The organism is Ruegeria sp. YKSF131 (assembly GCF_059612645.1).
In genome coordinates this window covers 137,950-160,911 of sequence record NZ_JBXWQZ010000002.1, presented here as the reverse complement: position 1 = coordinate 160,911, position 22,962 = coordinate 137,950, and the positions used below count along the sequence as shown (strand labels likewise).

The 22,962-nt window shown below is 57.7% G+C and carries 23 protein-coding genes and 2 tRNA genes; 8 read left to right on the top strand and 17 right to left on the bottom strand.

Features of this window, described 5'->3' with window-relative positions; genetic code table 11:
- Positions 1–63 precede the first annotated feature (63 nt).
- From AC2FLZ_RS01710 to AC2FLZ_RS01695, 4 genes are read left to right on the top strand one after another with little or no spacing between them, the layout of a single operon-like run.
- Positions 64–930 (top strand): FAD binding domain-containing protein, encoded by an 867-nt coding sequence (locus tag AC2FLZ_RS01710; protein WP_496881645.1) that lies wholly within the window; start codon positions 64–66, stop codon positions 928–930.
- Positions 927–1,406 (top strand): (2Fe-2S)-binding protein, encoded by a 480-nt coding sequence (locus AC2FLZ_RS01705; RefSeq protein ID WP_496881644.1) that lies wholly within the window; start codon positions 927–929, stop codon positions 1,404–1,406. Before AC2FLZ_RS01710 ends, AC2FLZ_RS01705 begins: the two co-directional genes overlap by 4 nt.
- The gene (locus AC2FLZ_RS01700; RefSeq protein WP_480519047.1) at positions 1,406–3,661 is read left to right on the top strand and encodes a xanthine dehydrogenase family protein molybdopterin-binding subunit; all 2,256 of its coding nucleotides are present in this window, start codon (positions 1,406–1,408) and stop codon (positions 3,659–3,661) included. The genes AC2FLZ_RS01705 and AC2FLZ_RS01700 overlap by 1 nt, the downstream gene beginning before the upstream one ends.
- Complete coding sequence (locus AC2FLZ_RS01695; protein WP_480519045.1) at positions 3,654–3,899, top strand: MoaD/ThiS family protein; 246 nt, start codon at positions 3,654–3,656, stop codon at positions 3,897–3,899. Before AC2FLZ_RS01700 ends, AC2FLZ_RS01695 begins: the two co-directional genes overlap by 8 nt.
- Here the strand turns inward: AC2FLZ_RS01695 and AC2FLZ_RS01690 are convergent.
- Complete coding sequence (locus AC2FLZ_RS01690) at positions 3,896–4,600, bottom strand: lysophospholipid acyltransferase family protein (protein ID WP_480506017.1); 705 nt, start codon at positions 4,598–4,600, stop codon at positions 3,896–3,898. The two genes, AC2FLZ_RS01695 and AC2FLZ_RS01690, sit on opposite strands and share 4 nt — an antisense overlap.
- A gap of 141 nt (positions 4,601–4,741) precedes the next feature.
- Here AC2FLZ_RS01690 and AC2FLZ_RS01685 point away from each other — a divergent pair.
- Positions 4,742–4,817 (top strand) — tRNA-Trp (locus AC2FLZ_RS01685).
- Positions 4,818–4,981: 164 nt separating this feature from the next.
- On the opposite strand, the gene AC2FLZ_RS01680 is transcribed toward AC2FLZ_RS01685, so the two are convergent.
- The gene (locus tag AC2FLZ_RS01680; RefSeq protein WP_480487675.1) at positions 4,982–5,200 is read right to left on the bottom strand and encodes a hypothetical protein; all 219 of its coding nucleotides are present in this window, start codon (positions 5,198–5,200) and stop codon (positions 4,982–4,984) included.
- 437 nt (positions 5,201–5,637) lie between these two features.
- Here AC2FLZ_RS01680 and lptF point away from each other — a divergent pair, with 437 nt between their 5' ends.
- Positions 5,638–6,777: an LPS export ABC transporter permease LptF gene (gene lptF / locus AC2FLZ_RS01675; protein WP_496715237.1), complete on the top strand. Its 1,140-nt coding sequence runs from the start codon at positions 5,638–5,640 to the stop codon at positions 6,775–6,777.
- A gap of 2 nt (positions 6,778–6,779) precedes the next feature.
- Here the strand turns inward: lptF and AC2FLZ_RS01670 are convergent, their stop codons facing one another.
- Positions 6,780–7,613, bottom strand: a complete 834-nt coding sequence (locus AC2FLZ_RS01670; RefSeq protein ID WP_496881643.1) for a LysR family transcriptional regulator — start codon at positions 7,611–7,613, stop codon at positions 6,780–6,782.
- 101 nt (positions 7,614–7,714) lie between these two features.
- On the opposite strand from AC2FLZ_RS01670, the gene AC2FLZ_RS01665 reads away from it, so the two are divergent.
- Positions 7,715–8,305, top strand: coding sequence for an HD domain-containing protein (locus AC2FLZ_RS01665; protein ID WP_496715233.1), 591 nt, complete (start codon positions 7,715–7,717; stop codon positions 8,303–8,305).
- Here AC2FLZ_RS01665 and speB read toward each other — a convergent pair.
- From speB to AC2FLZ_RS01610, 11 genes are all read right to left on the bottom strand, one after another.
- The gene (speB, locus tag AC2FLZ_RS01660) at positions 8,302–9,144 is read right to left on the bottom strand and encodes an agmatinase (RefSeq protein WP_480519037.1); all 843 of its coding nucleotides are present in this window, start codon (positions 9,142–9,144) and stop codon (positions 8,302–8,304) included. The genes AC2FLZ_RS01665 and speB overlap by 4 nt on opposite strands.
- A complete protein-coding gene (nspC, locus tag AC2FLZ_RS01655; RefSeq protein WP_496715232.1) occupies positions 9,141–10,310 on the bottom strand; it encodes a carboxynorspermidine decarboxylase in 1,170 nt (389 codons plus the stop codon). The genes speB and nspC overlap by 4 nt, the downstream gene beginning before the upstream one ends.
- An 85-nt stretch (positions 10,311–10,395) precedes the next feature.
- Positions 10,396–11,619, bottom strand: coding sequence for a saccharopine dehydrogenase family protein (locus tag AC2FLZ_RS01650; protein WP_480519033.1), 1,224 nt, complete (start codon positions 11,617–11,619; stop codon positions 10,396–10,398).
- 22 nt (positions 11,620–11,641) lie between these two features.
- Positions 11,642–13,531: a biosynthetic arginine decarboxylase gene (speA, locus tag AC2FLZ_RS01645; protein WP_480625333.1), complete on the bottom strand. Its 1,890-nt coding sequence runs from the start codon at positions 13,529–13,531 to the stop codon at positions 11,642–11,644.
- Between the two features lie 100 nt (positions 13,532–13,631).
- Positions 13,632–14,717: a DUF1513 domain-containing protein gene (locus AC2FLZ_RS01640; protein WP_480519029.1), complete on the bottom strand. Its 1,086-nt coding sequence runs from the start codon at positions 14,715–14,717 to the stop codon at positions 13,632–13,634.
- Between the two features lie 3 nt (positions 14,718–14,720).
- Positions 14,721–15,731: an imelysin family protein gene (locus AC2FLZ_RS01635; protein ID WP_496715825.1), complete on the bottom strand. Its 1,011-nt coding sequence runs from the start codon at positions 15,729–15,731 to the stop codon at positions 14,721–14,723.
- A gap of 3 nt (positions 15,732–15,734) precedes the next feature.
- Entirely contained in the window at positions 15,735–17,282 is a 1,548-nt protein-coding gene (locus tag AC2FLZ_RS01630) for a di-heme oxidoreductase family protein (RefSeq protein WP_496715824.1), read from the bottom strand.
- Complete coding sequence (gene bfr / locus AC2FLZ_RS01625; protein ID WP_480475650.1) at positions 17,242–17,727, bottom strand: bacterioferritin; 486 nt, start codon at positions 17,725–17,727, stop codon at positions 17,242–17,244. The genes AC2FLZ_RS01630 and bfr overlap by 41 nt, the downstream gene beginning before the upstream one ends.
- A complete protein-coding gene (locus tag AC2FLZ_RS01620) occupies positions 17,675–17,968 on the bottom strand; it encodes a (2Fe-2S)-binding protein (protein ID WP_480476910.1) in 294 nt (97 codons plus the stop codon). Before AC2FLZ_RS01620 ends, bfr begins: the two co-directional genes overlap by 53 nt.
- Before the next feature lie 93 nt (positions 17,969–18,061).
- Positions 18,062–19,333, bottom strand: a complete 1,272-nt coding sequence (locus AC2FLZ_RS01615) for an imelysin family protein (RefSeq protein ID WP_496809316.1) — start codon at positions 19,331–19,333, stop codon at positions 18,062–18,064.
- A gap of 28 nt (positions 19,334–19,361) precedes the next feature.
- Positions 19,362–19,583 carry a hypothetical protein gene (locus AC2FLZ_RS01610; protein WP_496881642.1) on the bottom strand — a complete coding sequence of 74 codons (222 nt, stop codon included), beginning with the start codon at positions 19,581–19,583 and terminating at the stop codon, positions 19,362–19,364.
- On the opposite strand from AC2FLZ_RS01610, the gene AC2FLZ_RS01605 reads away from it, so the two are divergent.
- Positions 19,582–20,139, top strand: coding sequence for a ZrgA family zinc uptake protein (locus tag AC2FLZ_RS01605; protein ID WP_496881641.1), 558 nt, complete (start codon positions 19,582–19,584; stop codon positions 20,137–20,139). The genes AC2FLZ_RS01610 and AC2FLZ_RS01605 overlap by 2 nt on opposite strands.
- 58 nt (positions 20,140–20,197) lie before the next feature.
- Here the strand turns inward: AC2FLZ_RS01605 and AC2FLZ_RS01600 are convergent.
- From AC2FLZ_RS01600 to AC2FLZ_RS01590, 3 genes are all read right to left on the bottom strand, one after another.
- Positions 20,198–20,274: transfer RNA gene (locus AC2FLZ_RS01600), tRNA-Met, on the bottom strand.
- A gap of 55 nt (positions 20,275–20,329) precedes the next feature.
- Positions 20,330–21,331, bottom strand: coding sequence for an alpha/beta fold hydrolase (locus tag AC2FLZ_RS01595; RefSeq protein WP_496715819.1), 1,002 nt, complete (start codon positions 21,329–21,331; stop codon positions 20,330–20,332).
- On the bottom strand, positions 21,332–22,798 hold the full coding sequence (locus AC2FLZ_RS01590; RefSeq protein ID WP_496715818.1) for a flavin-containing monooxygenase: 1,467 nt from the start codon (positions 22,796–22,798) through the stop codon (positions 21,332–21,334).
- Between the last annotated feature and the right edge of the window lie 164 nt (positions 22,799–22,962).

Sequence of the window (22,962 nt, the reverse complement as noted above, 5' to 3'; positions counted from 1 at the left end):
GGGTGGTGAATTAACGTCGCCCGGAACCCAGATATCCCTGACCAACAGGTGCGAGGTAGCATTATGGATTATCACAGCCCCGCCAGCTTTGCCGAGGCTTCGGCTCTGGCCGCAAATGCGACGGGCATCACGCGCTTTCTGGCGGGCGGCACTGACGTATTGGTGCAGCTGCGCTCGGAGTTGGTGACGCCTGATACGCTGATCGACATCAAGAAAATCAACGGTGTACACGACATCACCCGCAACGCTGACGGAAGCTGGACGTTGGGAATTGCCGCAACCGGTGCCGAAATGAGCGAGCATCCTGCGTTGGCTCGTGACTGGCCCGGTGTGGTCGAGGCGATGGACCTGATCGGATCAACCCAGGTGCAGGGGCGCGCAACACCGACCGGTAACCTGTGTAACGGCTCACCTGCGGCTGATTCCGTGCCCGCCATGGTCGCAGCTGGTGTGACCGTCACCGTGACCGGTCCGGACGGTACTCGCGAAGTCGCGGTCGAGCATATTCCGACCGGCCCCGGCAAAACCTCGCTGGCCAAAGGCGAGCTGATCTCGGCGGTCAATATCCCGGCACGTGGGGAAAACGGCGGCGATGCCTATCTGCGGTTCATCCCCCGCACCGAAATGGACATCGCTGTGGTTGGCGTTGGTGTGAACCTGCGTCTTGACGGCGACACCATCACCGAGGCCCGTGTATCACTGGGCGCTGTGGCCCCGACCGTTCTGCTGGTCGAAGACTGTGCCAAGGCCATTATCGGCAGCACGCTGGATGATGCAGCCCTGGAAGCGCTGGCCGCCGCCGCCTCCGCCGCCTGTAACCCGATTGACGACAAGCGCGGCACGATCGCGTTCCGTACCGAGGTCGCAGGCGTTCTGGCCAAGCGCGCCGCAAAAATTGCTTATGCCCGCGCGAAGGGAGAAGACGCATGAAAAAGTTCCACGTAACCACCACCGTGAATGGCGATGCGGTCGAATACCTATGTGATCCGCGTGAAACCCTGCTGGATTGTCTGCGTGACAAGCTGAACCTGACAGGCGCGAAAGAGGGGTGTGGCACCGGCGATTGCGGCGCATGCTCGGTCACGGTTGATGGCCGCCTGGTCTGTTCATGCCTGATGCTGGGTGTGGAGGCCGAGGGTAAGCAGATCGAAACCGTCGAAGGCATTGCCGACGGTGATATTCTACATCCGCTGCAAAAGAAGATGATCGAATACGCCGCCCTGCAATGCGGCATCTGCACGCCGGGCATTCTGGTGGCGGCCAAGTCTCTGCTGGAGAAAAACCCGAACCCGACCGAGGAAGAAACGCGGTATTGGCTGGCAGGCAACCTCTGCCGTTGTACTGGATATGACAAGATCATTCGCGCCGTGATGGATACGGCGGCTGAGATTCGGGAGGCGTCGTAATGGCTCTGGACGATCGTAAATCAGATTTCACTTTTGTCGGCACCCGCCCCAACCGCCCGGACGGTCTGGACAAGGTGACAGGTCGCGCCAAATTCGGTGCGGATGCCTACGCCCCGGGAATGCTGCATGGCGCGATCCTGCGCTCACCTCATGCTCATGCGCGGATTGTGAAGATCGACGCGTCGAAAGCCGAGGCGCATAAGGATGTCAAAGCTGTTGTAACGCGTGCCGACTTTGCTGACGTGCCGTTCAAACCCGGTCTGGAAGGCGAATTCTATAACGTTCTGGAAAACGTTATGGCCGGTGAGAAAGCGCTATATGACGGGCACGCGGTTGCAGCGGTTGCTGCGACTTCGGCATTGGCGGCTCGTGACGCGCTCAAGCTGATCGAGGTCGAGTACGAAGTGCTGCCCCACGTCACCGATGTGGATAAGGCGATGGCACCGGATGCGCCTGTCATCCGCGAAGGAGCTGCGGATTATTCCGTGCCGGAAGGAATGCACCCGAACGTTGTCCGCTACCATGAAAGCGGTCACGGCGATGTCGAGGCCGGATTTGCCGAAGCTGATCTGGTCATCGAAGACAGTTTCGTCACCGAAGCGACGCATCAGGGTTATATCGAACCGCACGCTTGTTTGGCCATATTGGGTAATGACGGTAAGGGTGAGTTGTGGTGCACGACGCAGGGGCATTGGATTGCGCAGAAAACCTGTGCCGCGCTTCTGGGGATCGAAACCTCGCAGTTGCGTGTCACTGCGTCTGAGATCGGCGGAGGGTTTGGCGGTAAGACAACCGTTTTCATCGAACCCGTCGCATTAGCGCTCAGCCGTAAGGCCAATCGCCCGGTCAAGCTTGTGATGACCCGGTCCGAGGTGTTCCGGGCTACTGGTCCGACTTCGTCTGCCTCGATGGACGTCAAAATCGGCATGAAGAAAGACGGCACGATCTCGGCGGCTCAGGGCATCTTCCGCCTTCAGGGCGGAGCCTTTCCCGGCGCGCCGGGCGACATGACTGCCATGTGTGCCTTTGCGCCGTACAACCTGACCAACGTCAAGCAGATCGGCTATGACGTTATGGCCAACCGCCCAAAGCAGGCAGCGTACCGCGCGCCGGGTGCACCGATGGGTGCCTTTGCGGTCGAGTCGGTGATTGACGAGTTGTGCAACAAGCTGGGTCTCGACCCCGTTGAGGTACGCCTGAAGAACGCCGCGCATGAGGGCACGAAGGCCAGCTATGGACCGACCTACGAGCGCATCGGTCTTGTCGAAACGCTGGAAGCAGCCAAGGCGCATCCTCATTATTCGGCTCCGCTGAAGCCGGGGCAGGGGCGCGGTATTTCCTGTGGCTTCTGGTTCAACCATGGTGGCGAGACCAGCGTGTCGCTTGCCTTGTCCGAGGATGGCTCGGCTCAGGTGATGGTCGGAACGCCTGATATCGGTGGTTCGCGCGCATCGATGGCCCTGATGGCGGCCGAGGTTCTGGGCATCCCGTATGAGAATATCCGGGTGACCATCGCCGATACGGCCACACTGGGCTACAATGACGTAAGCCATGGCTCTCGCGTGACCTATGCGTCAGGGCTGGCAACTATCAAGGCTGCGAGGCACGCGGTCGAGAAACTGTGCGAACGGGCTGCGGCCAAATGGGGCATCCCGGTTGATGCGGTGAAATGGGAAAACGGCTGTGCGGTGCCCTCAGGCCCGAATGCAGGCGATTTCGATCCGATGCCGCTGGCCGATATCACCGCTGATATGGGCCGAACCGGTGGTCCGATCTCGGGCCATTTCGAGGCAACCCCCGAAGGTGCTGGCGTGTCCTTTGGCACCCACATCGTCGATGCCGAGGTTGACCCGGAAACCGGTAAGACCAGTGTGACCCGCTACACGGTCATTCAGGACGCGGGCAAAGCGATCCACCCGACCTATGTCGAAGGCCAGTATCAGGGCGGTGCCGCGCAAGGTATCGGCTGGGCCCTGAACGAGGAATATATCTACGGCGAAGACGGTCGATTGCAGAACTCGATCTTTCTCGACTACCGCATCCCGGTGGCCAGCGACCTGCCGATGATCGACACCGTGATCGTCGAGGTTCCGAATCCGGGCCACCCATTTGGAGTTCGCGGTGTGGGCGAAACGGGTATCGTGCCGCCACTGGCCGCCATCGCCAACGCTGTGTCCAACGCGGCTGGCGTGCGAATGAAGCGGCTGCCGATGTCGCCGCCACGCATTCTGGCCGCTCTCAAGGGCAATGGTTGAGGTTCACCTCTGGTCCGGCCTCCGGTCACTGACCGGGGGCCAGCAGGTGGTTGAGGTCGAGGCCAAAACCACCGGAGAGTTGCTGCGTGCGCTCGTGCGTGCGTATCCGCAGCTTCAAGCACCCATCGACGCTGGCGTATCTATCGCTGTCGACGGGCGCGTGATCGCGACCGGGCTGACCGAACCGATTCCCGAAGGCAGTGAAGTCTATTTGATGCAAAGGCTGAGGGGCGGTTAAGCGTCAGGCGACCAAGGCTCGCGCCCGACCATTCGGTCTGCTTCGGCCGTGATATCGTTCATGTGTTGTTCGAGACTCAAACGCAGCGTTTCTATTTCGTCTTCGCTGGCTTTCCGCGGAACTGTTTCTGTCCATTCTCGGCACAGAAAAACCCCCTCGTTACCCCATGGCCGGGGCATCAAAAGATGATCCCATGTTCCTGCTTCGCGCCCATGTTTCGCCGAAAAGGTAATACCAAAAACACGTTTACCCGATGTTCGCGCCCAAACCAGAGGAACCGTCGACAAAACCCGCTCTGGCCCACGGGGGCCGTCCGCCGCTATGCCAATGGATATCCCCTGTTTCATTTTGCCTAATACCTGTCGCGACAGGGCGACATGGCGTGCCTTGCTGGCCATGGCAATGGTGTCCATTCCAAACAACTTTTGCACGCGACCCACCATGCTGCCAGCCCGCGCAGAAGATGTAATCGAACAGATGCGCCCCTTGTCCAGCGGGAAAAAATAAGGCGACTGCACCAGCCGTTGATGCCAGAGAACAACGATGACCGGCTCACCCTGTTCGGCCAACTGGTCCAGTTCTTCATAGCCGATGCGCTGCCAACGTGTGTTGCGGTGTACCAGCCGAATATAATTTGCAATCCGACGCGCCACCCAGTTTAGCACAGCTTCGCTGTCTGCAATCTTCTTACGGAGGTTCACGCCGGGTTCCTTCTGCTAACCGGTCCTTGTCTTAGCGCACCACGCATTTTGCGCAACTTGTTTGTCCGGACATTTCGTGGATCGGAATCTGAAAAAGCCTCTTGAGTCCGCCGCGCGGCTGGCATATCTGGGGCTCACTACAGGGGTATAGCTCAGTTGGTAGAGCGACGGTCTCCAAAACCGTAGGTCGCGGGTTCGAACCCTGCTGCCCCTGCCATTGAAATTGTCCGAATACTAAGTTGTGATTTCCAAGGATGAACGGGTTTCAGCCTTTGAGTTCGCTATACCTGTCTTCAGCTATTTCGCGCTTGGATCAATACTAGTCGCAGCATTGGCTTCGACAACACTGCTACAATGACGCGAGGCCATCGTGACCTGTTGTTATCTTTTGTTGGCACCTGTTTTTTCGTGCGGGCGTACCGCATCCAGTTTTTCAGCCCACATATTCTGATATTCTTGAAACACCGCTGGTTTGTCTGAGTGGAGCGCCATCAATGCACACGCGGCCCACATAGCGACATCGTAATCCGAGTCGGTCTTTTTCAGTAATTGCGCATTCAGTGCAGCGGCTTCTGATGTCGAAGGTTTATGCATTGCCATCGGACCCCTTGTGCCAACTGATACTGTTATTTGCAATCGTCCTGTCACGGACATTCACCAAAACCGACAGGTATCATTATGTGGGTAGAACAGTGAATGGGCTGGAAACAAGGCGTTAACGTGTCGTTAACTTTTTGCTGGGGTTCTTGTCCATAAGAGTGTTCATGTGACCGGTTCAAAGGTGAACTAAATCACAGACCAATCACTAGAATCCCGCTTTACTTACAACTGTTACGAGTTGGCGCTCACGTTCGGTACATGACGCTGTTTTGTTTTTCCCTCCTGTGGCCGGGGCGCGCTTGTGGTTGAGCGCGCCCTTCCTATGTCCGAATAACTAGGTTGCCGCCGATGCCGGTTCTGAGGCGGTAATCGAGGTTTCCTTGGGTGGGCGATTGACTTATTGTCCGGCCACGACGCAATCAGCCGGATGAGGATAAATGTCGCGTTTTGATGGATATTTTCTGCGGCAATTGCTGGTTTTATTCGGCTTCTTCACCCTCGTCCTGGTGGGTGTCTTCTGGATCACCCGTTCTGTCAGCCTGTTTGACAAAGTCATCAGCGGTGGCCAGTCCGCTATGGTGTTTCTTGAATTCACCGCGCTTACCCTGCCAACGCTTGTTCGTACGGTTATGCCGATGGCGGTATTTGCGGCTGCCGTCTATGCGACTAACAGATTGAGTCGCGAAAGCGAGATGACAGTGATGCTGGCAACCGGGTCAAGCCCGTGGCGACTGGCGCGGGCCGTTGTTTTGTTCGGTGTGATCACCGGTCTGATGATGGCTGCCATCAGTGTGTTCCTGCGCCCTGCATCGGTCCAACAACTGGAATACCGGCAAGCCGAAGTAGCAGGAGATGTGACAGCGCAGTTGTTGAATGAAGGCGAATTTCTGCACCCCGCCGAAGATGTTACGGTTTACATCGGTGGCATCGATTTGGACGGTACGTTGCACGAGGTGTTCGTATCCGATCGGCGCGACCCGGAAAACGCAGTCAGCTATTCCAGTGTGACGGCCTATCTGGTCAATAACGACGCGGGAATTCATCTGGTGATGGTCGACGGGGTGGCGCTGCGCTTGAACAAGGCGGGCAGAGTTCTCTCCTCGACCCTGTTTCAGGACGCATCATACGACATTTCGCAACTGACGAACTCAAGCCCGTTGGCAAACCGCAGCCTCGAAGCCATTCCGACCTCTGATTTGATCCTCAACCGGGATACGATTTCAGAAACCGAGGGGTTCAGCCAGGGTAAGTTGATCGAAGAACTGCATCAGCGATTTTCCTGGATAGCCATTTGCATCGCCGTGTCGCTGGCGGGGTATTCAACCCTGATGCTGGGCAGCTTTTCACGGTTTGGATTGTGGCCTCAGATTTTGGGTGCCTTTACCATTCTTGTGCTGCTTGAAGGCGTACGCGGGTTTGTGTCCCCGGTTGTGATCGATGACCCGAAGCTTTGGGCACTGCTTTACCTTCCTGCCGTTATGGGTGTGTTGATCTCGTGCTGTTTTCTGCTTGTCGCAGGTCGTCCGCTTTTGCGGAAACGTGCGCGCGGGTCCGAGGTCATCCCAACACCCGCTTGATTTCAGGTTCGAAGTTCTTCCAGACAACAACGAATGTCGTCGAATTCTTCGCGATCGCCACGGGCGACCAAATACATCGGCAACGGCAGGCTTACACTGTCTTCGACCCGTTCGAGCGCACCCGAAGCCAGATGTTGCGAAATGACGTAGTCGGGGAAGTAGCCGCATCCGCCTCTTTGCAGGACATATCGTAGCGCCATCATGCAATTGCCAAGAAACAAGGTCTGCCCTGAGGCGCGTCGCACAGCCGATCTAACGTGATCCTGGTAGATCTCTCCAAGTTCAAGATTGACGAAGACCAAATCGTTTTCTGCCGTTGCTGCTTGCGGGGTTCTGACGAGGGTTAGAAGCTCCGGTTCCAGTTCGTGATAGGTGACGCGTCGGTCTGATGGCGTTTCATGCGTGACCGCCACGTCCAGCACATGGGTCGCCACAGCTTCAACCATGTTCAGATCGTGATCGTAATTCAGTGTCAGCAGCAGTTTGTCAAAGCGCTGTTCGAACCGAACAGCCAGATCCACAAGCAAAGGGTCCCAGATGCTGAGCTGACCACCCAACCGAAGTGCCGGGCGGTTTTGCGTCTGCAACGGTAAGTCGCGCGACGCGAAGGCCCAAAGGGACAATATTTGTTCTGCATACGGTTTGAATTGTCTGCCAAATTCGGTCAGCGCTGTACCACCGGCGCCGCGGGTAAACAGTGGTCTGCCGGTTTCTTCTTCGATCAGATGAATGCGCGCGCTGACGGCCGTTTGAGTCACATTCAGCTTACGGGCAGCGGCATGAAAACCACCCGTTTCAGCCACACATAGAAAGGTTTCCAAAGCTTTGGTTCGCATACCGAGAGTATTTTTTGATCATTGTGATGAAATCAATTTATTTTTTTGAAGTTGCGACTCGTAATATTGTCGACTTCAGGAAACACGCCAAGGGATCAGCCATGCTGGACAAAAGCCACAAACCGACCTGGACCAGTTTTGAGAATGCCACCAAGGCCGACTGGGACGCCGTTATGGATTATGAAGAGGCGTATAATGCGGCTCTGCCGGATCGCATCCTCGACGCTATTCGGTCGTTGGACGAGGAATGGACACCCTATCCGGTCAACCGGTATCAGCACAGCCTTCAGGCCGCGACCCGGGCTTATGAGGATGGCGCGGATGAGGAGTTGGTGGTCGCCGCTCTGATCCACGATACCGGCGATATTCTGTCACCCTACAACCATGGAGAGCTGTCAGCGGCGATGATGAAGCCGTATGTCAGCGAGAAAACCTATTGGATACTCAAACACCATTGCGTGTTTCAGGGTTACTACTACAACCACCACCTTGGCGGCGACCGCGACGCGCGCGACAAGTATCGCGACAGCCCCCATTGGGAAGACTGTCGCTATTTCTGCCATGAATATGATCAGAAGGCGTTTGACCCAGACTATCCGACGAAACCGCTGGAGTTTTTTGAACCCATGCTGCGCCGCATCCTGAGCAAGGGCGAAGGCCATATGGAGCTGAACGAAACTGCCGAAGATTAACAGGCGGCCATCAGGCGATAGACAATCTGAGCTGTGGTGAAGTCCCAGGCGGCATTGCCGTCCGGGGCCAGCTCAACCACGTCGAAGCCCACGCATCTGCGCCCCTTGAGCGCGTGTTCGACCAGTCGCAGTGCCTGATAATAGCCCAACCCACCGGGCACCGGTGTTCCGGTGGCGGGCATCAGCGATGGATCCAACCCATCAACGTCGAAGCTGACATAGACCAGCTCGGGGAAGTCTGCAGGCAGGTCAACCGAATGGATGTTACCTGTCACCAGTTCCTCGGCATCCACGTGAAAAACGTGGTTTTTCAGTCGGCTTTGGGCCTCTTCAGTTGAAAAAGCGCGGACACCGAACTGGGCCAGCCGCACGCCTTCTTCGGCAAGCAGGTGCATCACTGAGGCGTGAGAGTGTTTTTCGCCCTGATAGGCGTTGCGCAGGTCGGCATGGGCGTCGATCTGGACGATGCCGATGGGTTGGTTTAGTGCACGGGCTACACCTATCACTGCGCCATAGCTGAGGGAATGCTCGCCGCCCAAAGTGACCGGCACCTTTCCGGCCCGAATTGCAGCCTCGGTGCGGTGCGCAAGGCGTTCCATCACCTCGGGCAACGGGCCGTCACAATTCAGCGGTTCTTCGGTGAAAATCCCTTCGACACAGGGCTCCGCGTGACCGGTGATGCGTTCCAGTTCATTGCTGGCCTCGATAATCGCTTCGGGGCCTTTGGCCGTGCCGGAACCGTAAGAGACCGTGCGCTCCAAAGGCACCGGGATCACGCGAAAGCGGGCATCTTCGGTGCGTTCGGATGTGGTCAATTCGCTGTCGAGAAAAATGCTCATGAGAGTCTGTCCTTGAAGTCGTCATATCCGAACTGCCGGATGATCTTCAGCTCGTCCGTTTCGCTGTTCCACAGGGCGATTGTGGGCAGGGGGACGCCATTGAAAGTGTTCGTCTTGACCATCGAGTAGTGCGCCTGATCGAGGAAGGCAAAACGTTGCCCGATCTCCAGCGGCTTGTCCCAGGTGTAGTCGCCAATAACGTCACCCGCCAGGCAGGACGGGCCGCCAAGGCGATAGGTATGGCCTGTTTCGGCCTCATCCATCAGGGCAGGGCGATAGGGGGCCTCGATCACGTCGGGCATGTGGCATGTGGCCGAAATATCGGTGATCGCGAGGTTCATGCCGTTGGTCGGCAGGTCGAGGATTTCACCGATCAGAACACCTGCGTCCAGCGCCACAGCCTCGCCGGGTTCGAGATAGACATCTATACCGTAAGTTTCTCGGGTGGTTTGGATGAAGGCCACCAGCCCGTCGCGGTCATAATCGTCGCGGGTGATGTGGTGGCCACCGCCGAAGTTCAGCCACTTGAGCTGATCAAGGTACGGTTTGAGCTTCGGTTCGACAGCGTCCCAGGTGCGCTGCAAAGGCGCAAACCCTTGTTCACAAAGCGTATGCATGTGCAGCCCGTCAACACCGCGCAGGGTGTCGGCGGTCAGTTGGCTGACCGGTGTGCCAAGGCGCGAGCACGGGGCGCAGGGATCGTATTTCGGAACCTCGCCTTCGGAATGTTCCGGATTAATGCGCAGGCCAACGTGCACTTTGGCGGCTTGGGCTTTGGCGAGAAACCGATCCTTTTGGGCAGGGGAGTTGAATATGACGTGATCGGACAACGACAGGATTTCGTCGAAATCCGCGTCTTTGTACCCGGCGCAGAAGGTGGCGACCTCTCCGCCATATTCCTCGCGGCCCAGCCGGGCCTCATAGATACCCGAGGCGCAGGTGCCCACAAGGTGTCGGCGCACCAACGGGGCCAGTGAGAACATTGAAAACGCCTTGAGCGCGCTGAGAACATGCGCGCCGGAACGGGTTCCGACATCAGCGAGGATTTTCAGGTTCCGTTCAACCGCTTTTTCGTCGACCACAAAGCAAGGGCTGGGTACACGGGAGAGGTTGAAATTGCGGAAGGCACCGGCGTCTCCGGCCTGTGTGGTCATCATGTCGGACATAACCGGCGTCTCCGTTTGGTGGAGAGGCCGGGGGCGCTGCCCCCGGACCCCCGGGATATTTAGGGCCAGATGAAGCTGAAGCGGATCAGAAGGTGACCGGGCCGTCGAGTTCATGGACCTGCCATGGCAGGCCATGTTCGTTCAGCATGGCCATGAAGTCGTCCGGGTCGAGCTGTTCCATGTTCCATACGCCGGGCTCGGTCCAGTTGCCTTTCAGCACCTGCGCCGCGCCGATCATGGCGGGGACACCGGTGGTGTAGCTGACGGCCTGGCTGCCGACTTCCGCATAGCATTCCTGATGATCGCAGATATTGTAGATGTAATAGGTCTTCTCGCCCGAGCCATCCTTGGCCTGACCTGTGGCGATATCGCCGATGCAGGCCTTGCCCTTGGTTTCCGCGCCCAGATCACCGGGATCAGGCAAAAGGGTTTTCAGGAATTGGATCGGAATGATTTCCTTACCGTCATGCATCACAGGGTCGATGCGGGTCATGCCTACGTTTTCCAAGACCTTGGCATGCATGATATAGGCGTCGCCGAATGTCATCCAGAAACGGGCACGCTCGATCTCGGGGAAGTGGGTCGAGAGCGATTCCAGTTCCTCGTGATACATCAGGTACATGTTCTTGGGGCCGATGGCGGGGAAATCGAACTCGACCTTGTGGGTCATGGCGGGAGAATGTTTCCATTCGCCGTTTTCCCAGTGGCGCACTTCGGCCAGTACTTCGCGCAGGTTGATTTCGGGGTTGAAGTTGGTGGCAAATTCCTGATCGTTCGATCCGCCATTGGCATCAAGCACGTCGATCTGGCGGATGGTGTCCAGCTTGTGCTTTTTCAACCATTTGGCAAAGACCGATGTGACCCCGGGATCGAAGCCCGAACCAAGGATGGCTGTCAAACCGGCCGCCTTAAACCGTTCCTGATAGGCCCATTGCCAGTGGTATTCGAACTTGGCCTCGTCCTCGGGCTCATAGTTCGCGGTGTCAACGTAATGAATGCCCGCCTCAAGGCATGCGTCCATCAGCACCAGATCCTGATAGGGCAGGGCGAGGTTTACGAGGATTTCAGCACCAGTTTCCTTGATCAGCTTTACAGTGTCTTCGACCTTGTAGGCGTCCAACTCGGCGGTCGCGATATCAACGCCCACACGGTCTTTCACCGACCTGGCGATAGCGTCGCATTTCGATTTCGTGCGGCTGGCCAGCGTGATTTCGGTGAAGATATCTGAATTCATTGCCATCTTGTGCACGGCAGCGTGGGATACGCCACCTGCGCCGACAACCAGTGTTTTGCCACTCAAAGTTCCCATGGGGGTGATCTCCTCTCAGGGGTTATTCGTAATAGGTGTAACCATTGATCGAGTCGCGGTAAGCGCTCATCAGGGTTTTGCGGTCCTTGGCTTTCAGGGTGCCGGTCGAAATCGCCTCATCCACCATTTTGCGGAAGGCGGCGACGCAATCCTGCGGGTCGAATTCGACATATGACAGAACCTGGCTGATCGTGTCGCCCTCTTGTTCGTGCAGCAGGTCAAAGCCACCGTCCCGACGCAGGTCTATGGTGACGACGTTGGTGTCACCAAAGAGATTGTGCAGATCGCCCAAGGTCTCCTGATAGGCGCCGACGAAGAAGACACCCATGAAGTATTCGTCCTCTTCGGGCAGGGAATGCACCGGCAGGCTGGGGGAAACACCGTCGGCCAGAATGAACCGGTCGATCTTGCCGTCGCTGTCGCAGGTGATATCGGACAGCACGGCGCGACGGTCGGGGATCTGGTTCAGATATTGCAACGGCACGATCGGGTGCAGCTGGTCGATGGCCCAGACATCTGGCAACGACTGGAACAGCGAGAAGTTGCAGTGATAGATATCAGCAACCTTTTCAAGCTGGTCATTCAGGTCCGTTTCCAGATCCTCTGACGCGGCCAATGCCTTGAGCCGGGCCATCAGCGACAGGTATATCCGTTCGGCCCGCGCCATCTGACGCAGGTCGACATAGCCGCGACGAAACAGGGCGCGCAGCTCGTTACGATAGAAGGTGGCGTCGTTCCAGCATTCCTGCAGACGGTCGCGGGAGAGGTATCCGTGCACCGCGGCGAGGTCCGAGACCAAGTGGTGGTCATCCGGATCAACCTCGGGGCCATTGGGCGCATCGTAAAGCGTGCTTTCGAGCACGTTGAAGACCAGCATCGAGGACGTCGCCACCACCGCGCGCCCACTTTCCGTGACCAGTGTCGGATGGCCCACCTCTGCCTCGTCCATGGCGTAGGCCACGGTTTCGACGACATTGGCGCAGTATTCTTCGACCGTGTAGTTGATCGAGTTTTCGGCAGCTTTCTTTTCGCCGGTGTAATCGACCCCCATGCCGCCACCCAGATCCAGGTGAGTCAATGGAACGCCTTCGCGAGTTAGCTCGGTGTAATAGCGACAGGCTTCGCCCACAGCGCGGCGCACATCGTTGACATCCTGAACCTGGCTGCCCAGATGTGAATGCTGCAGCTTGAGGCAATGCAGCAAGCCTGCGTCTTTCAGCTTGTCTACCGTGGCGATAAGCTGATCGGTGTTCATCCCAAAGGCCGAGCGGTCGCCCGAACTTTCTTCCCATTTGCCGCTGATCTGGTTGGTCAGCTTCACCCGAACACCGATCAGGGGCTCGATGCCCAGTTCGTTGTAAACTTCTATTACCGTGTCGGCCTCTTTCGGGCTTTCCAGAACGATGACCGTGTTGAACCCAATCTTGCGGCTTAGAATCGCCAGTTGGATGAACTCGGCATCTTTGACGCCGTTGCACACGATCAGCGCGTCAGGGGCCAGACGATGGGCCAGCGCAATCACCAGTTCGGGTTTAGAGCCTGCCTCGAGCCCATAGTTATATTTCTTCCCAAACTCGACGATCCGGTCAACAACCTGGGCCTGTTGGTTTACCTTGATCGGGAATACGCCGCGATAGCTGCCATTATAGCCCACGCGCGTAATCGCATCTTGGAAACTTTCGTTCAGATGGGCGATTTCGTGTTCCAGATAAGACGCGACTCGTAGGACCATCGGTGCCTTGATGCCGCGGTCGTCCAGATCGCTGAGGATACCGGGCAGGCTGATCGCCGCTGTCTCGGGGGCCATGGGATTGCGCAGACCGATCTCGCCCTGTTCGGTCACCTCGATGAGGCCTTTGCCCCATTTCTCAACTCCGTAGATGGAATGCGGTGCGTCGGGCGTCTGTTTCAATCAAGTCGGTCCTTAACGTAGGGTGCCAGTTTCGCGCCCGCCAATACGGCAGCAGTTTGATTCTTCCAAGTGTAAACTATCTGATTGGGGATTCCGAATTTTACGCGGACGGGTGGATTGGGATCAGATGATTGTCCCATTGGCATTCGGCGCGGGTTCGAACAGCTGGGCGCGCGCCCGTCAATGTCCCGAAGGCGCCTGTTCCCGTGGTAAAGACCAACCCGTTCGCACCGGCCCCAAGCCCACAGACATCCTCAAGCGCGAAGGCGCCGATGAATGTGCCACTGGTTGTGTCAAACTGGTGCAGCGCATTGCCGCGCGGACAGGTGATTGCGATCGTCTCGGCGTCGGCTGAAAATGCGATGCTGCCAGCGTATCCCTGCAACATGCTTTGTTCGTGATCCGGCGCGGCAAGCAGGCGCGGGGCTTCACCCTGACGATGCAGGCCCAACAGGGGCGGGTGTTCGGACTTGCTGCCCTGCCATTGCATGGCAAAGCCAACCAGACCGTCGCTCCGCACCGCCAGATGGCGGATCGAGTTCTTGTGAAGCTCGTCAGGTAACGACACCTGCTCTTGGATCCTGCCCGACAGGGTGAGATAGCTCAGGTTGGGTGCCATCGTCGGCAGGTTCAGCTTTGTGCGCCCGGTTTCGGGGTGCGTTTCGATCCCGCCATTGGCAATCACCAGCGTTTCCCCGTCGGGCATCAGGCGCATGTCATGCGGGCCTATTCCGCCCGATGAAAACTCACCCAGACGCGAAAAACTTTCTGCGTCCCAGACACTGATAATACCTGTCCCGGCTTCGTAGTCGTTCTCGGTGGCATAAAAATACGCGCCATCTGCCGAGAATGTGCCGTGGCCATAGAAGTGTCGGCTTTCAGGGGCCTTTAGCTGCGCAATCTGCGCGCCGGTTGCGCAATCGATGACGATGGCAAAGGTGCCCGGACGCCTGGCAAACGCGACCGCCAGAGCTTTGTGCGGGTGGGCAGCGGCCGCATGTCCGCGTCCGGGTAGAGGCACGGAGAACACGATCGCGCCCAATGTGCTCAACCCGGCAAGTCGAAAGGACCCGTCGGGAAACAGCCCTGCGGCCAGAAAATCAGGCGAACCGGCCGAGGCCCACCCGCGGATCGGGGAAATCGTGGTCGCGGCAAGACCGGCAAGAAAATGGCGGCGTGACGTCATGGGTTAGTCTCCGTCCAGCGAGTTGAATCCTGCGCTGATCCCCAATGTCGGACCCAGCTCGGTCACGGCGATGGTGCTGATATCGTGGATCGACTGTTGAAGCGCCTCGATCCGGAACCGGGCCTGGGGATCTGAAACCCCGGCCAGCGAGGGATCGTCAATGGATTGAGCGTTCTGGATGGCACGTGCAAACGCAGCGTCCAGTTCCGACGCGATTTCGGGGTGATCAAAAGACAGCCGTGCGGCTAAATCTCGCAAGGATATCAGCGACAGTTCTACATGGCGTAAAGACCGCCCGGACCGCCACGCTTCTGCCCGGTTCGGACGGGGGCGGTCAAATGTCCCCATGGGGCGACCCAGCCGAGTGTCAGCCGTGAACTCAAGACCTGTGGACAGGGCCTTGAACAACTCTTGCATCGCTTCGTCCTGCGTCCGGTAGCGGCTATTTTCTCCGGGTTGGGTAAGGCTAGGGGCATAGATGTGCCAGTCCTGCGCCATCGCGCGGGCATTGGCATCGATATCCGCCGTGATCGCCCTGATCAGCGCGCAGCGATATTCGGCATTGCCCTGTTCCGCGAAGGTGGGATCGAACAACATCCGTTCGAGGGCAAAGAACCCGCGCCCTGCGATTGACGTTTCGGCATAGGCGTCCGGGCTTTGCACGGCATCATCCTGAGCCTCGATATGCTGGGACAGAGTTTTGGATGTGAACCCTTTCGTGTCGGGCCAGAAAGCCAGGGCGAAAACGCGGTCATCGACCTCGGTCGGACCAAACCGCAGGTGGCTGGCTGAAATCCAGCTGTCGAAAGCCGCATCGTAGGCCGCGCGCAGCGCCGGTGAGGTCGGATCGCACTCAACCAATGATGCGCTGACAAGCGCGCCGGTCGTTTCCGGAAGGGTCTCGAACCGGGGCAGGATATGTGTCTCGGCAACGTCCATCAGGATCGGTGCGCGATCCTGTGCCTGCGCGGCAAGTGGCATCAACAACACTGCAACAAGGGTAAGAAAACGCATGGGTCACAGGCTTTCCAGAAATTTGATCAGGGCGTCACGGTCTGCCTTGGGCATCGAGACTACGGCATCACGGGCAGCCTGCGCTTCACCGCCATGCCACAGGATCGCCTCTAGCAAGGTGCGCGCCCGCCCGTCATGCAGAAACTCCGTGTAGCCCGAGACGCGTTCGGTCAGGCCAACGCCCCACAAAGGCGGCGTGCGCCATTCCCGGCCTGTCGCTCGGGCCTCGGGGCGATTGTCGGCCAGACCTTCGCCCAGGTCATGCAGCAACAGGTCGGTGTAGGGCCAGATCAACTGAAAACTGTGCTCGGGCCGGTCTTCCATCCGATGGGTGACATGTGACGGTGTGTGGCATGACGCGCAGCCGGTCGCATGGAATACCTCTTTGCCGCGCAAAACCTTGGGGTTGTCCACGTCGCGGCGACCCGGCACGCCCAGATTGCGGCTGTAGAAAGCGACCAGGTCCATACCCTGATGATCGATCTCAAAGCCGCGCTCATCATCGTCGCCGTGCGGGGCTTTGATGCAGTTCACCTGCACATTGGTGCAGTCCCCGTGCGGAGCAGGGTAGAGCGGGTTCGATATGCCGATATCCCCGGCAAAAGCAGCAGCCGATTGTTCCATAACTGTCGGCATCCCCGCCTTGTGACCGAACCGGCCCATCATTGGGGTGTCAAACTCGACCGACCAGACGATATTCGGGCGACCCGATATGCCGTCCCCATCCAAATCGTCGGGGTCGGCCCTGGCGAGCAGGTCTTCGACCGGGATCGCTTCCAACAGGCCAAGCCCGATCATCTGCGGCGCGATCCGTGGGCTTAGCATCGCGTCCGGGTGCAGCGGACCATAACCCAGACCGGCTGCCTGATAAGTCGGGCGGCGCAGTGAGGCGGTTTCACCGTCAGAAAGCGCTACCGGGATTTCTTCGTACGAGATGTCCAGCCGGTATTCCGCTGGATGACCTGCCAGTGCGAAATCCTGCATCTGCCCACCATAGGTAGGCTCGGGCACAGTGGCGATGTATTCTTCGATCGCTGCATAGCCATCTTCCGACGTGCCGGGGATCGAGACCCGCAGGAACATCGAAACCGCGTTGTCATCGGGCCCGTTTGGCGTGTGCCCGCGCCCATCCTTGATATGGCAGCGCTGGCATGACCGCGCGTTATAGAGCGGCCCCAACCCGTCAGAGGCGAGCGTCGATGAGGGCGACGAAACCCAAACCTTCTTGAACAGCCCGTTTCCGACCTTGAAATTCAGCTCCTGTTCAAAGCTCAAGTTGTCTGAGGGTTGCGAGAACGCATCCGCGTCCGTACGAACTCGAACTGTCGCGGCCCCGGCGGGCAGTTCTTCAAATTGCTGCGGTGCGCTGAAATCCTGGGGCGGCGCCGTGACAACGGCAATCCGGGCGCGTTCATCGTCAGTGCGGGGGGTGACGTTCAGATGCAGATCCACCAGTTCGGCTGACAGGGAAGGGGTGGCCGCAAAGGCGACCACCGACAGGGCGACAAAGCTATTCGCCTTCGTCCATTTTCGATGCGTTGAGTTGCGCATAATTGGCTTCGCCGATCCTTTCATAGAGGTCGAGCTGCGTTTCGAGAAAGTCGATATGACCCTCTTCATCGGACATCAACTTCTCGAACAGCGACATCGAGACATAGTCGCCGGCATCCCGACAGTATTCGCGCGCTTCCTTGTACAAGGCCCGTGCATCAATCTCGGCCGCAAGGTCACATTCCAGCGTTTCCTTTGGTGTTTGACCTATCCGAAGCGGGTCTAGCTTCTGAAGGTTGGGGTGGCCTTCCAGAAAGATGATCCGTTCGATTAGCATGTCCGCGTGGCCCATCTCTTCGATGCTTTCCTCGCGGCTTTTCTTGGCCATGTGGCCAAGTCCCCAGTCTTCCTGCAACCGGTAGTGCAGCCAGTATTGGCTGACAGCAGTCAGTTCATGCCGCAGAGATTTGTTGAGATATTCGATGACTTTTGGATCGCCCTTCATCTGCACTCTCCTGTGATACTGCCGCGCGCAGGGCGCGGAGTTGCATGGGTACTTCGAGATTATCGCTTGACCGCATCGTGTCCAGAAACAGAGGCATGCATCCGCCGCAATCCGCCGATTTTCCAAGAGCACGGTAAACCTTGCCCGGGGTGATGATGGTTCGGGGGTCGGCTGTCCGCATCCAGTCGATGGCGGCGCGGATGTCGTGGTCCGAGATGTTGGTGCAGTGGCAGACAATCATGGATGTTGGCTTGAGTTTGTGTGGCTCAGTGGGCTGGCGGGTCAGCGTGTTGAGTGTACCGGGGGCAGGCAAGCCCCCGGCGCGCGTTCTTGTTTAGTGGAATACCGCGTCGGGGTTATCCAGACTGTCTGATCCTTCAAATTCAATCTGGTCCAGTTCCAGTGCGGTCACGATGCGCTCGATTGTCTTGGTCTGGTCGATCAGGCCGATGACGCCGGCCATGATCAGGGTTTCACCGCCTTCGTTGCCGCGTTCCAGCATTTGGTCATAGGCAAACCCTGCTTCCGCGGTCGATTTGATCCTGCCAAGGGCTTGCATCGTGACGGCCAGTTTCGCTTTCATCTCGGCGTCCAGTTCCGGGTCTGTTGCGTTTACCAATTCGGCCAGTGATGCGCCCGATACAGGTGTTCCATCGATGCGGGTATAGCTGCCCAGATAGACGTTCTGAACGCCCAGCCCATCGTAGTAATGGCTGTTGTGGGTGTTGTCCGAAAAGCAATCATGCTCTTCTTCCGGGTCGTTCAGCATCAGGCCCAGACGCATCCGCTCACCCGCCTGTTCACCGTAGGACAGTGAACCCATACCGGTCAGGATCGCACTGACACCCGCCGTTTCATTTTCCATCAGCGCCGTGCGCGCCGCGCCGCCTTGTTTCCACTGATCGGTCATCCAGGTCAGATCGCTGACCAACAGGTCGGTTGCGGCGCTCAGATACTGGGCACGACGGTCGCAATTGCCACCGGTGCAGGCATCGCCGTTTGCATAATCAGTGGCTGGACGGTTGCCTGCACCTGCCCCGTGGCCATTCATGTCCTGACCCCACAGCAGGAACTCGATAGCGTGGTAGCCAGTTGCGACATTGGCTTCGATACCATCAGCTTCGTGCAGGGTTTCGCTCAGCAGTTCCGGAGTAATCGTGTTGGCGTCAATGGTTTCGCCCGATAGTACGAAGCTGGGGTTGGCGATGACATTCAGAACCGCAAATTCGTTCTCATCCGTCGCGCCACCATAGGCCGCGTCGACATAATCAATCAGACCTTCATCCAGCGGCCAACCGTTTACTTTGCCTTCCCAGTCATCAACGATTGCATTGCCAAAGCGATAAACTTCGGTCTGTTGATAGGGCACACGCGCTGCAACCCATGCTGCCCGTGCCGCAGTCAGAGTCACGTCCGAGGGTTCTGCAATCAGCGCATCGACTGCATCCCGCAAAGCCTTTGCCGCAATCAGGCTGTCGTCATACTTGGCTTCGGCAATATCGGCATAGGTTTCCAGAATATCCGCTTTTGCAGGCACATCCCCTGCAAAAGCAAAAGTGGCTGTCGCAAATGTCAAAGCGCTGGCTGTTGCAAACAACTTGGTCATTGAGGTCATTACTTTCTAGTCAGAACTGTCAGATCAGGCGGGTTTGTTCCCGCGGCGGCTTTCGCTGAAATAACTGAGTTAAAAAGTCAACATTGTCAATCTGAGTTTTTTTATCGGGAAATGGAGTTGCTGGCCTGGTGGTCACCATCCCCATATCTGACGAGGTCTTGATCCGGCGGATGACATTGTGCGGTACATGTTTCCAGCTAAAATCAGCCAAGTGATTCTTTGTAGGTGGTTTGTGGTTCATGAAGCGCGTGGTTCTGGCCTTGTTCCTGTTTCCTGCGGCACTTGCGGCGCAAGCAACGCAGATTTCCATGCCTCATCACCATGGTTCGGGCCAGATCGATATCGTGTTTTCTGACACCGGGTTCGCCTTGGCGCTGAGGGTGCCAAGCATGGACATCGTCGGGTTTGAATCCCCGGTTGAAAACGATGACAACCGCACGCGTGTGGCCATAGCAATGTCGGAACTTTCCGACCCGCTAGACCTGTTCGTAACCCCGCCCGAAGCTGGGTGCTCTACGGTGACCGCCCATGTGGTTTTGACATACGGCATCACACAGCAGAAAGGTGAGGCGAACGCAGTCACAGGCTCCACAACGGCAGAGAGTCACTCGGAGTTTCAGGCAGACTATGTCATTCAGTGTCAGGATATGGGTGCGCTGAACATGATCGAGTTCGCCTATTTCGCGCGGTTCAGTGGGACTGACCAGCTGAACATCCACTTGAATACGGGCGGGGTACAGGGCGCTGTCGAAATCACACGCGCGGCACCATATCTCGATCTTCGGCCGGATCGATGAGCGCTGAATTCAAAGGGAAAACCAAAAGTGGTGTTTTTGTTCGATGGTCGGGGGATTTTGGTAGCGGAGGAGGGACTTGAACCCCCGACACGCGGATTATGATTCCGCTGCTCTAACCAACTGAGCTACTCCGCCGTGAGTGAGAGGCGATGTAAGCGAGGGGCCGGGGAGGGTCAAGAGGGAAATCGCCCTAACCGGGGAATTCTTTCACGGGCTCTGTCACCGGGTCCTGCAAGGGCGTCTGACGGAACATCGTGGCGTCCACCATCCTGCGGATAAACGCGGCGCATATCTCCGGTTCTGTGATCAGGATCATATGACCCAGACCGTCAAGCTCTTCATAGCTCAGACCATATTTGGCCATCGGCGGTCCGTGAAGGGCAGGGGACAGAAGCGCGTCCTGGCGGCCATACAATATCCCGCCGGGGACCGACAGCTCGGGGTATCTGGCCACCAGCGCATCGCAGCTGGCATCCAACCCGATAACGTCCTGCGAGGCCGTGACAAAGGCCGACGGGCGCAGCCCTAGCGCACCACCCGCACGGTCCAGAAAGTCATGTGGAGGGGTTTCAGGGTCAAATGCCACACCCAGACTGTGCGGTGCTGTTTTTGAGGCCATGGGAACCGCAATCGTGTTGGCAATCAGGCTGCGCAGCCATTTGGTCCGGATCTCGAGCGGTTTGAAGATCACCGGTGTTTCAGGCAGCCTGTGCGTCAGTGGCGCCAGCAGAGCGAGGCCGGATACCCGCTCGGGGTGGTCTAAAGCCAGTGCCAGCGACACCGCACCGCCCAGTGAATGCCCCACCAGCACGACCTGATCCACGCCCTTAGTTTCAAGAAATTCAGCAATCATCGCGGCCTGCTGCGGCAATTGTGCGAGTTCTGCCGTATCCCGGGTTGAGTATCCACAACCGGGGCGATCCAACGCGATGACGTGGTAATCCTCGGCCAGTTGATCCGCCAACGCGTAGGTAAAATGCTGTAACTGCCCAGCCAGGCCATGAATCAGAACAACCGTCTGCGCGTCCGGATTGCCCATTTCCACATAGTGGATGCTGCCGCCCTGCACGGGCACGATCTGGCCCATCTGCGGCACGGTTTTAAGCCCCTGACGGGTTATCCGCCGGGTCCACAGGGCCATGGCCAGAAGAAAGACGGCAAAGGCCGTAACCACGCTAAGAATAAATGTCATCTAGCTGTCTCCGGTCCTAACGGGGTTGTATTGCTCCAATCCTGATTGTGCCATGCGTTTCTGAAACTCGGCAACTGTTCCGGGCCAAAGCGTCGTGTTTTGCCCTTCCGCATCAATGTACCAGGATGTACAGCCTCCGATCTGCCAGACACTGTCCGCGTGGCGGTCATGCATTTCCTGCGTAAAGGCCGCCTGTTTCACCGCATCGGGAGTGATCACCGACAGTTCCTTGCGTTGCATCTCGCTTAGAACCCGGCCGATATGCCCGACCTGAGCTTCAATCATCAGCACAACCGAATTATGCCCCAGCCCGGTATGAGGCCCCAGAAGGATGAAAAAGTTGGGAAAACCGGCTATCGCTGTACCCAGATGTGCACACATCCCATTCGCCCAGGCCGACCGCAGCGTTAGCCCATCTGTGCCGGTGATATCCAACCTTTCAACGACATTGGTGACCTGAAACCCGGTACCCCAGATCAGCGCGTCTGCCTCTGTCCTGGTGCCATCTGTCGCCAGGATGCTGTTTCCATCGATACTGGCCACGCCGTGCGGAATGACGCTGACATTGTCGCGGGCCAGGGTCGGATACCAGTCATTTGAACTGAGAATGCGTTTGCACCCAATTCGATAGTCCGGGGTCAGAATGCGCCGATCTTTGGGGTCCGCAATCGCGCCTTCCAGTGACTTGCGCCACATTTTTAGGGCAAAGTTCATCGCGCGTTCCTCGCCCCTGAACACGCGGTGACGGAACTCGAAGAACATGAAAATCAGTTTGCGCCGGATGCGGGGAAGCTGGGGAAGGTAGGCATAAAGTTTGCGCACCCATGGCGCGATCGGGCCGTCAGGGCGCGGCATAACGTAAGGCGCGCTGCGCTGAAAAACGGTGACGTGGCGCGCAATCTTGGCAATCTCTGGCACGAACTGAACGGCTGACGCCCCGGTGCCGACAACTGCCACATGCTTTCCGGTCAGATCGACGGTGTGATCCCATTTGGCCGAATGAAAACAGGGGCCGGGAAAGCTGTCGGTGCCGGGAATGTCCGGAATGCTGGGATGATGCAGCGCGCCAATGGCCGAGACCAGAAACTTGGCTGACCAGATCTGGCCATCCGTGGTTTCAACCTGCCAATGCGTGCCATCCCATCTCGCCGATTTCAACTCCTGCCCAAAATGGCAAAGATCATACAATCCTTCCTGATGCGCGACATTTTGCAGATATTCCTGTATCTCTGCGCCACCGGCATAGGCGCGACTCCAGTACGGATTAGGGTGGGTCGCCATGGAATACAGATGTGAAGGCACATCGCAGGCGACGCCAGGATAGGTGTTCTCGCGCCACGTGCCACCGATATCTTCAGCCTTTTCCAGAATGGCGATATCTTTGATGCCGTGTTTGCGTGCCTCAAGCGCCATCGTCAGCCCTGAGAACCCGGCACCGATGATCAGCATCTCTGTCGTGTGGTGCATTGAAGCGCCCCTCCTGAAACAACTTTATGGATATCTGTTGCAGATGTCTGCACGTGATTGGCAGTGAAGTAGGTCACACAAGATAAAATGACCGAACGACCTTACGTGAACAGGCGCGGCGAAAAACCGTCATCAGGGCGGTGTCGCTTCCTGCAAACACATAT

What these genes read in the sequence shown, in the direction of transcription:
- AC2FLZ_RS01595 (WP_496715819.1), bottom strand. Translation starts at nt 21,331, where the DNA reads ATGACATTTATTCTTAGCGTGGTTACGGCCTTTGCCGTCTTTCTTCTG.
- AC2FLZ_RS01710 (WP_496881645.1), top strand. Translation starts at nt 64, where the DNA reads ATGGATTATCACAGCCCCGCCAGCTTTGCCGAGGCTTCGGCTCTGGCC.
- AC2FLZ_RS01695 (WP_480519045.1), top strand. Translation starts at nt 3,654, where the DNA reads ATGGTTGAGGTTCACCTCTGGTCCGGCCTCCGGTCACTGACCGGGGGC.
- AC2FLZ_RS01665 (WP_496715233.1), top strand. Translation starts at nt 7,715, where the DNA reads ATGCTGGACAAAAGCCACAAACCGACCTGGACCAGTTTTGAGAATGCC.
- lptF (WP_496715237.1), top strand. Translation starts at nt 5,638, where the DNA reads ATGTCGCGTTTTGATGGATATTTTCTGCGGCAATTGCTGGTTTTATTC.
- AC2FLZ_RS01670 (WP_496881643.1), bottom strand. Translation starts at nt 7,613, where the DNA reads ATGCGAACCAAAGCTTTGGAAACCTTTCTATGTGTGGCTGAAACGGGT.
- AC2FLZ_RS01700 (WP_480519047.1), top strand. Translation starts at nt 1,406, where the DNA reads ATGGCTCTGGACGATCGTAAATCAGATTTCACTTTTGTCGGCACCCGC.
- AC2FLZ_RS01635 (WP_496715825.1), bottom strand. Translation starts at nt 15,731, where the DNA reads ATGCGTTTTCTTACCCTTGTTGCAGTGTTGTTGATGCCACTTGCCGCG.
- AC2FLZ_RS01650 (WP_480519033.1), bottom strand. Translation starts at nt 11,619, where the DNA reads ATGGGAACTTTGAGTGGCAAAACACTGGTTGTCGGCGCAGGTGGCGTA.
- speB (WP_480519037.1), bottom strand. Translation starts at nt 9,144, where the DNA reads ATGAGCATTTTTCTCGACAGCGAATTGACCACATCCGAACGCACCGAA.
- nspC (WP_496715232.1), bottom strand. Translation starts at nt 10,310, where the DNA reads ATGTCCGACATGATGACCACACAGGCCGGAGACGCCGGTGCCTTCCGC.
- AC2FLZ_RS01680 (WP_480487675.1), bottom strand. Translation starts at nt 5,200, where the DNA reads ATGGCAATGCATAAACCTTCGACATCAGAAGCCGCTGCACTGAATGCG.
- AC2FLZ_RS01610 (WP_496881642.1), bottom strand. Translation starts at nt 19,583, where the DNA reads ATGAACCACAAACCACCTACAAAGAATCACTTGGCTGATTTTAGCTGG.
- AC2FLZ_RS01615 (WP_496809316.1), bottom strand. Translation starts at nt 19,333, where the DNA reads ATGACCAAGTTGTTTGCAACAGCCAGCGCTTTGACATTTGCGACAGCC.
- AC2FLZ_RS01640 (WP_480519029.1), bottom strand. Translation starts at nt 14,717, where the DNA reads ATGACGTCACGCCGCCATTTTCTTGCCGGTCTTGCCGCGACCACGATT.
- AC2FLZ_RS01590 (WP_496715818.1), bottom strand. Translation starts at nt 22,798, where the DNA reads ATGCACCACACGACAGAGATGCTGATCATCGGTGCCGGGTTCTCAGGG.
- AC2FLZ_RS01705 (WP_496881644.1), top strand. Translation starts at nt 927, where the DNA reads ATGAAAAAGTTCCACGTAACCACCACCGTGAATGGCGATGCGGTCGAA.
- AC2FLZ_RS01605 (WP_496881641.1), top strand. Translation starts at nt 19,582, where the DNA reads ATGAAGCGCGTGGTTCTGGCCTTGTTCCTGTTTCCTGCGGCACTTGCG.
- AC2FLZ_RS01620 (WP_480476910.1), bottom strand. Translation starts at nt 17,968, where the DNA reads ATGATTGTCTGCCACTGCACCAACATCTCGGACCACGACATCCGCGCC.
- bfr (WP_480475650.1), bottom strand. Translation starts at nt 17,727, where the DNA reads ATGAAGGGCGATCCAAAAGTCATCGAATATCTCAACAAATCTCTGCGG.
- AC2FLZ_RS01630 (WP_496715824.1), bottom strand. Translation starts at nt 17,282, where the DNA reads ATGCGCAACTCAACGCATCGAAAATGGACGAAGGCGAATAGCTTTGTC.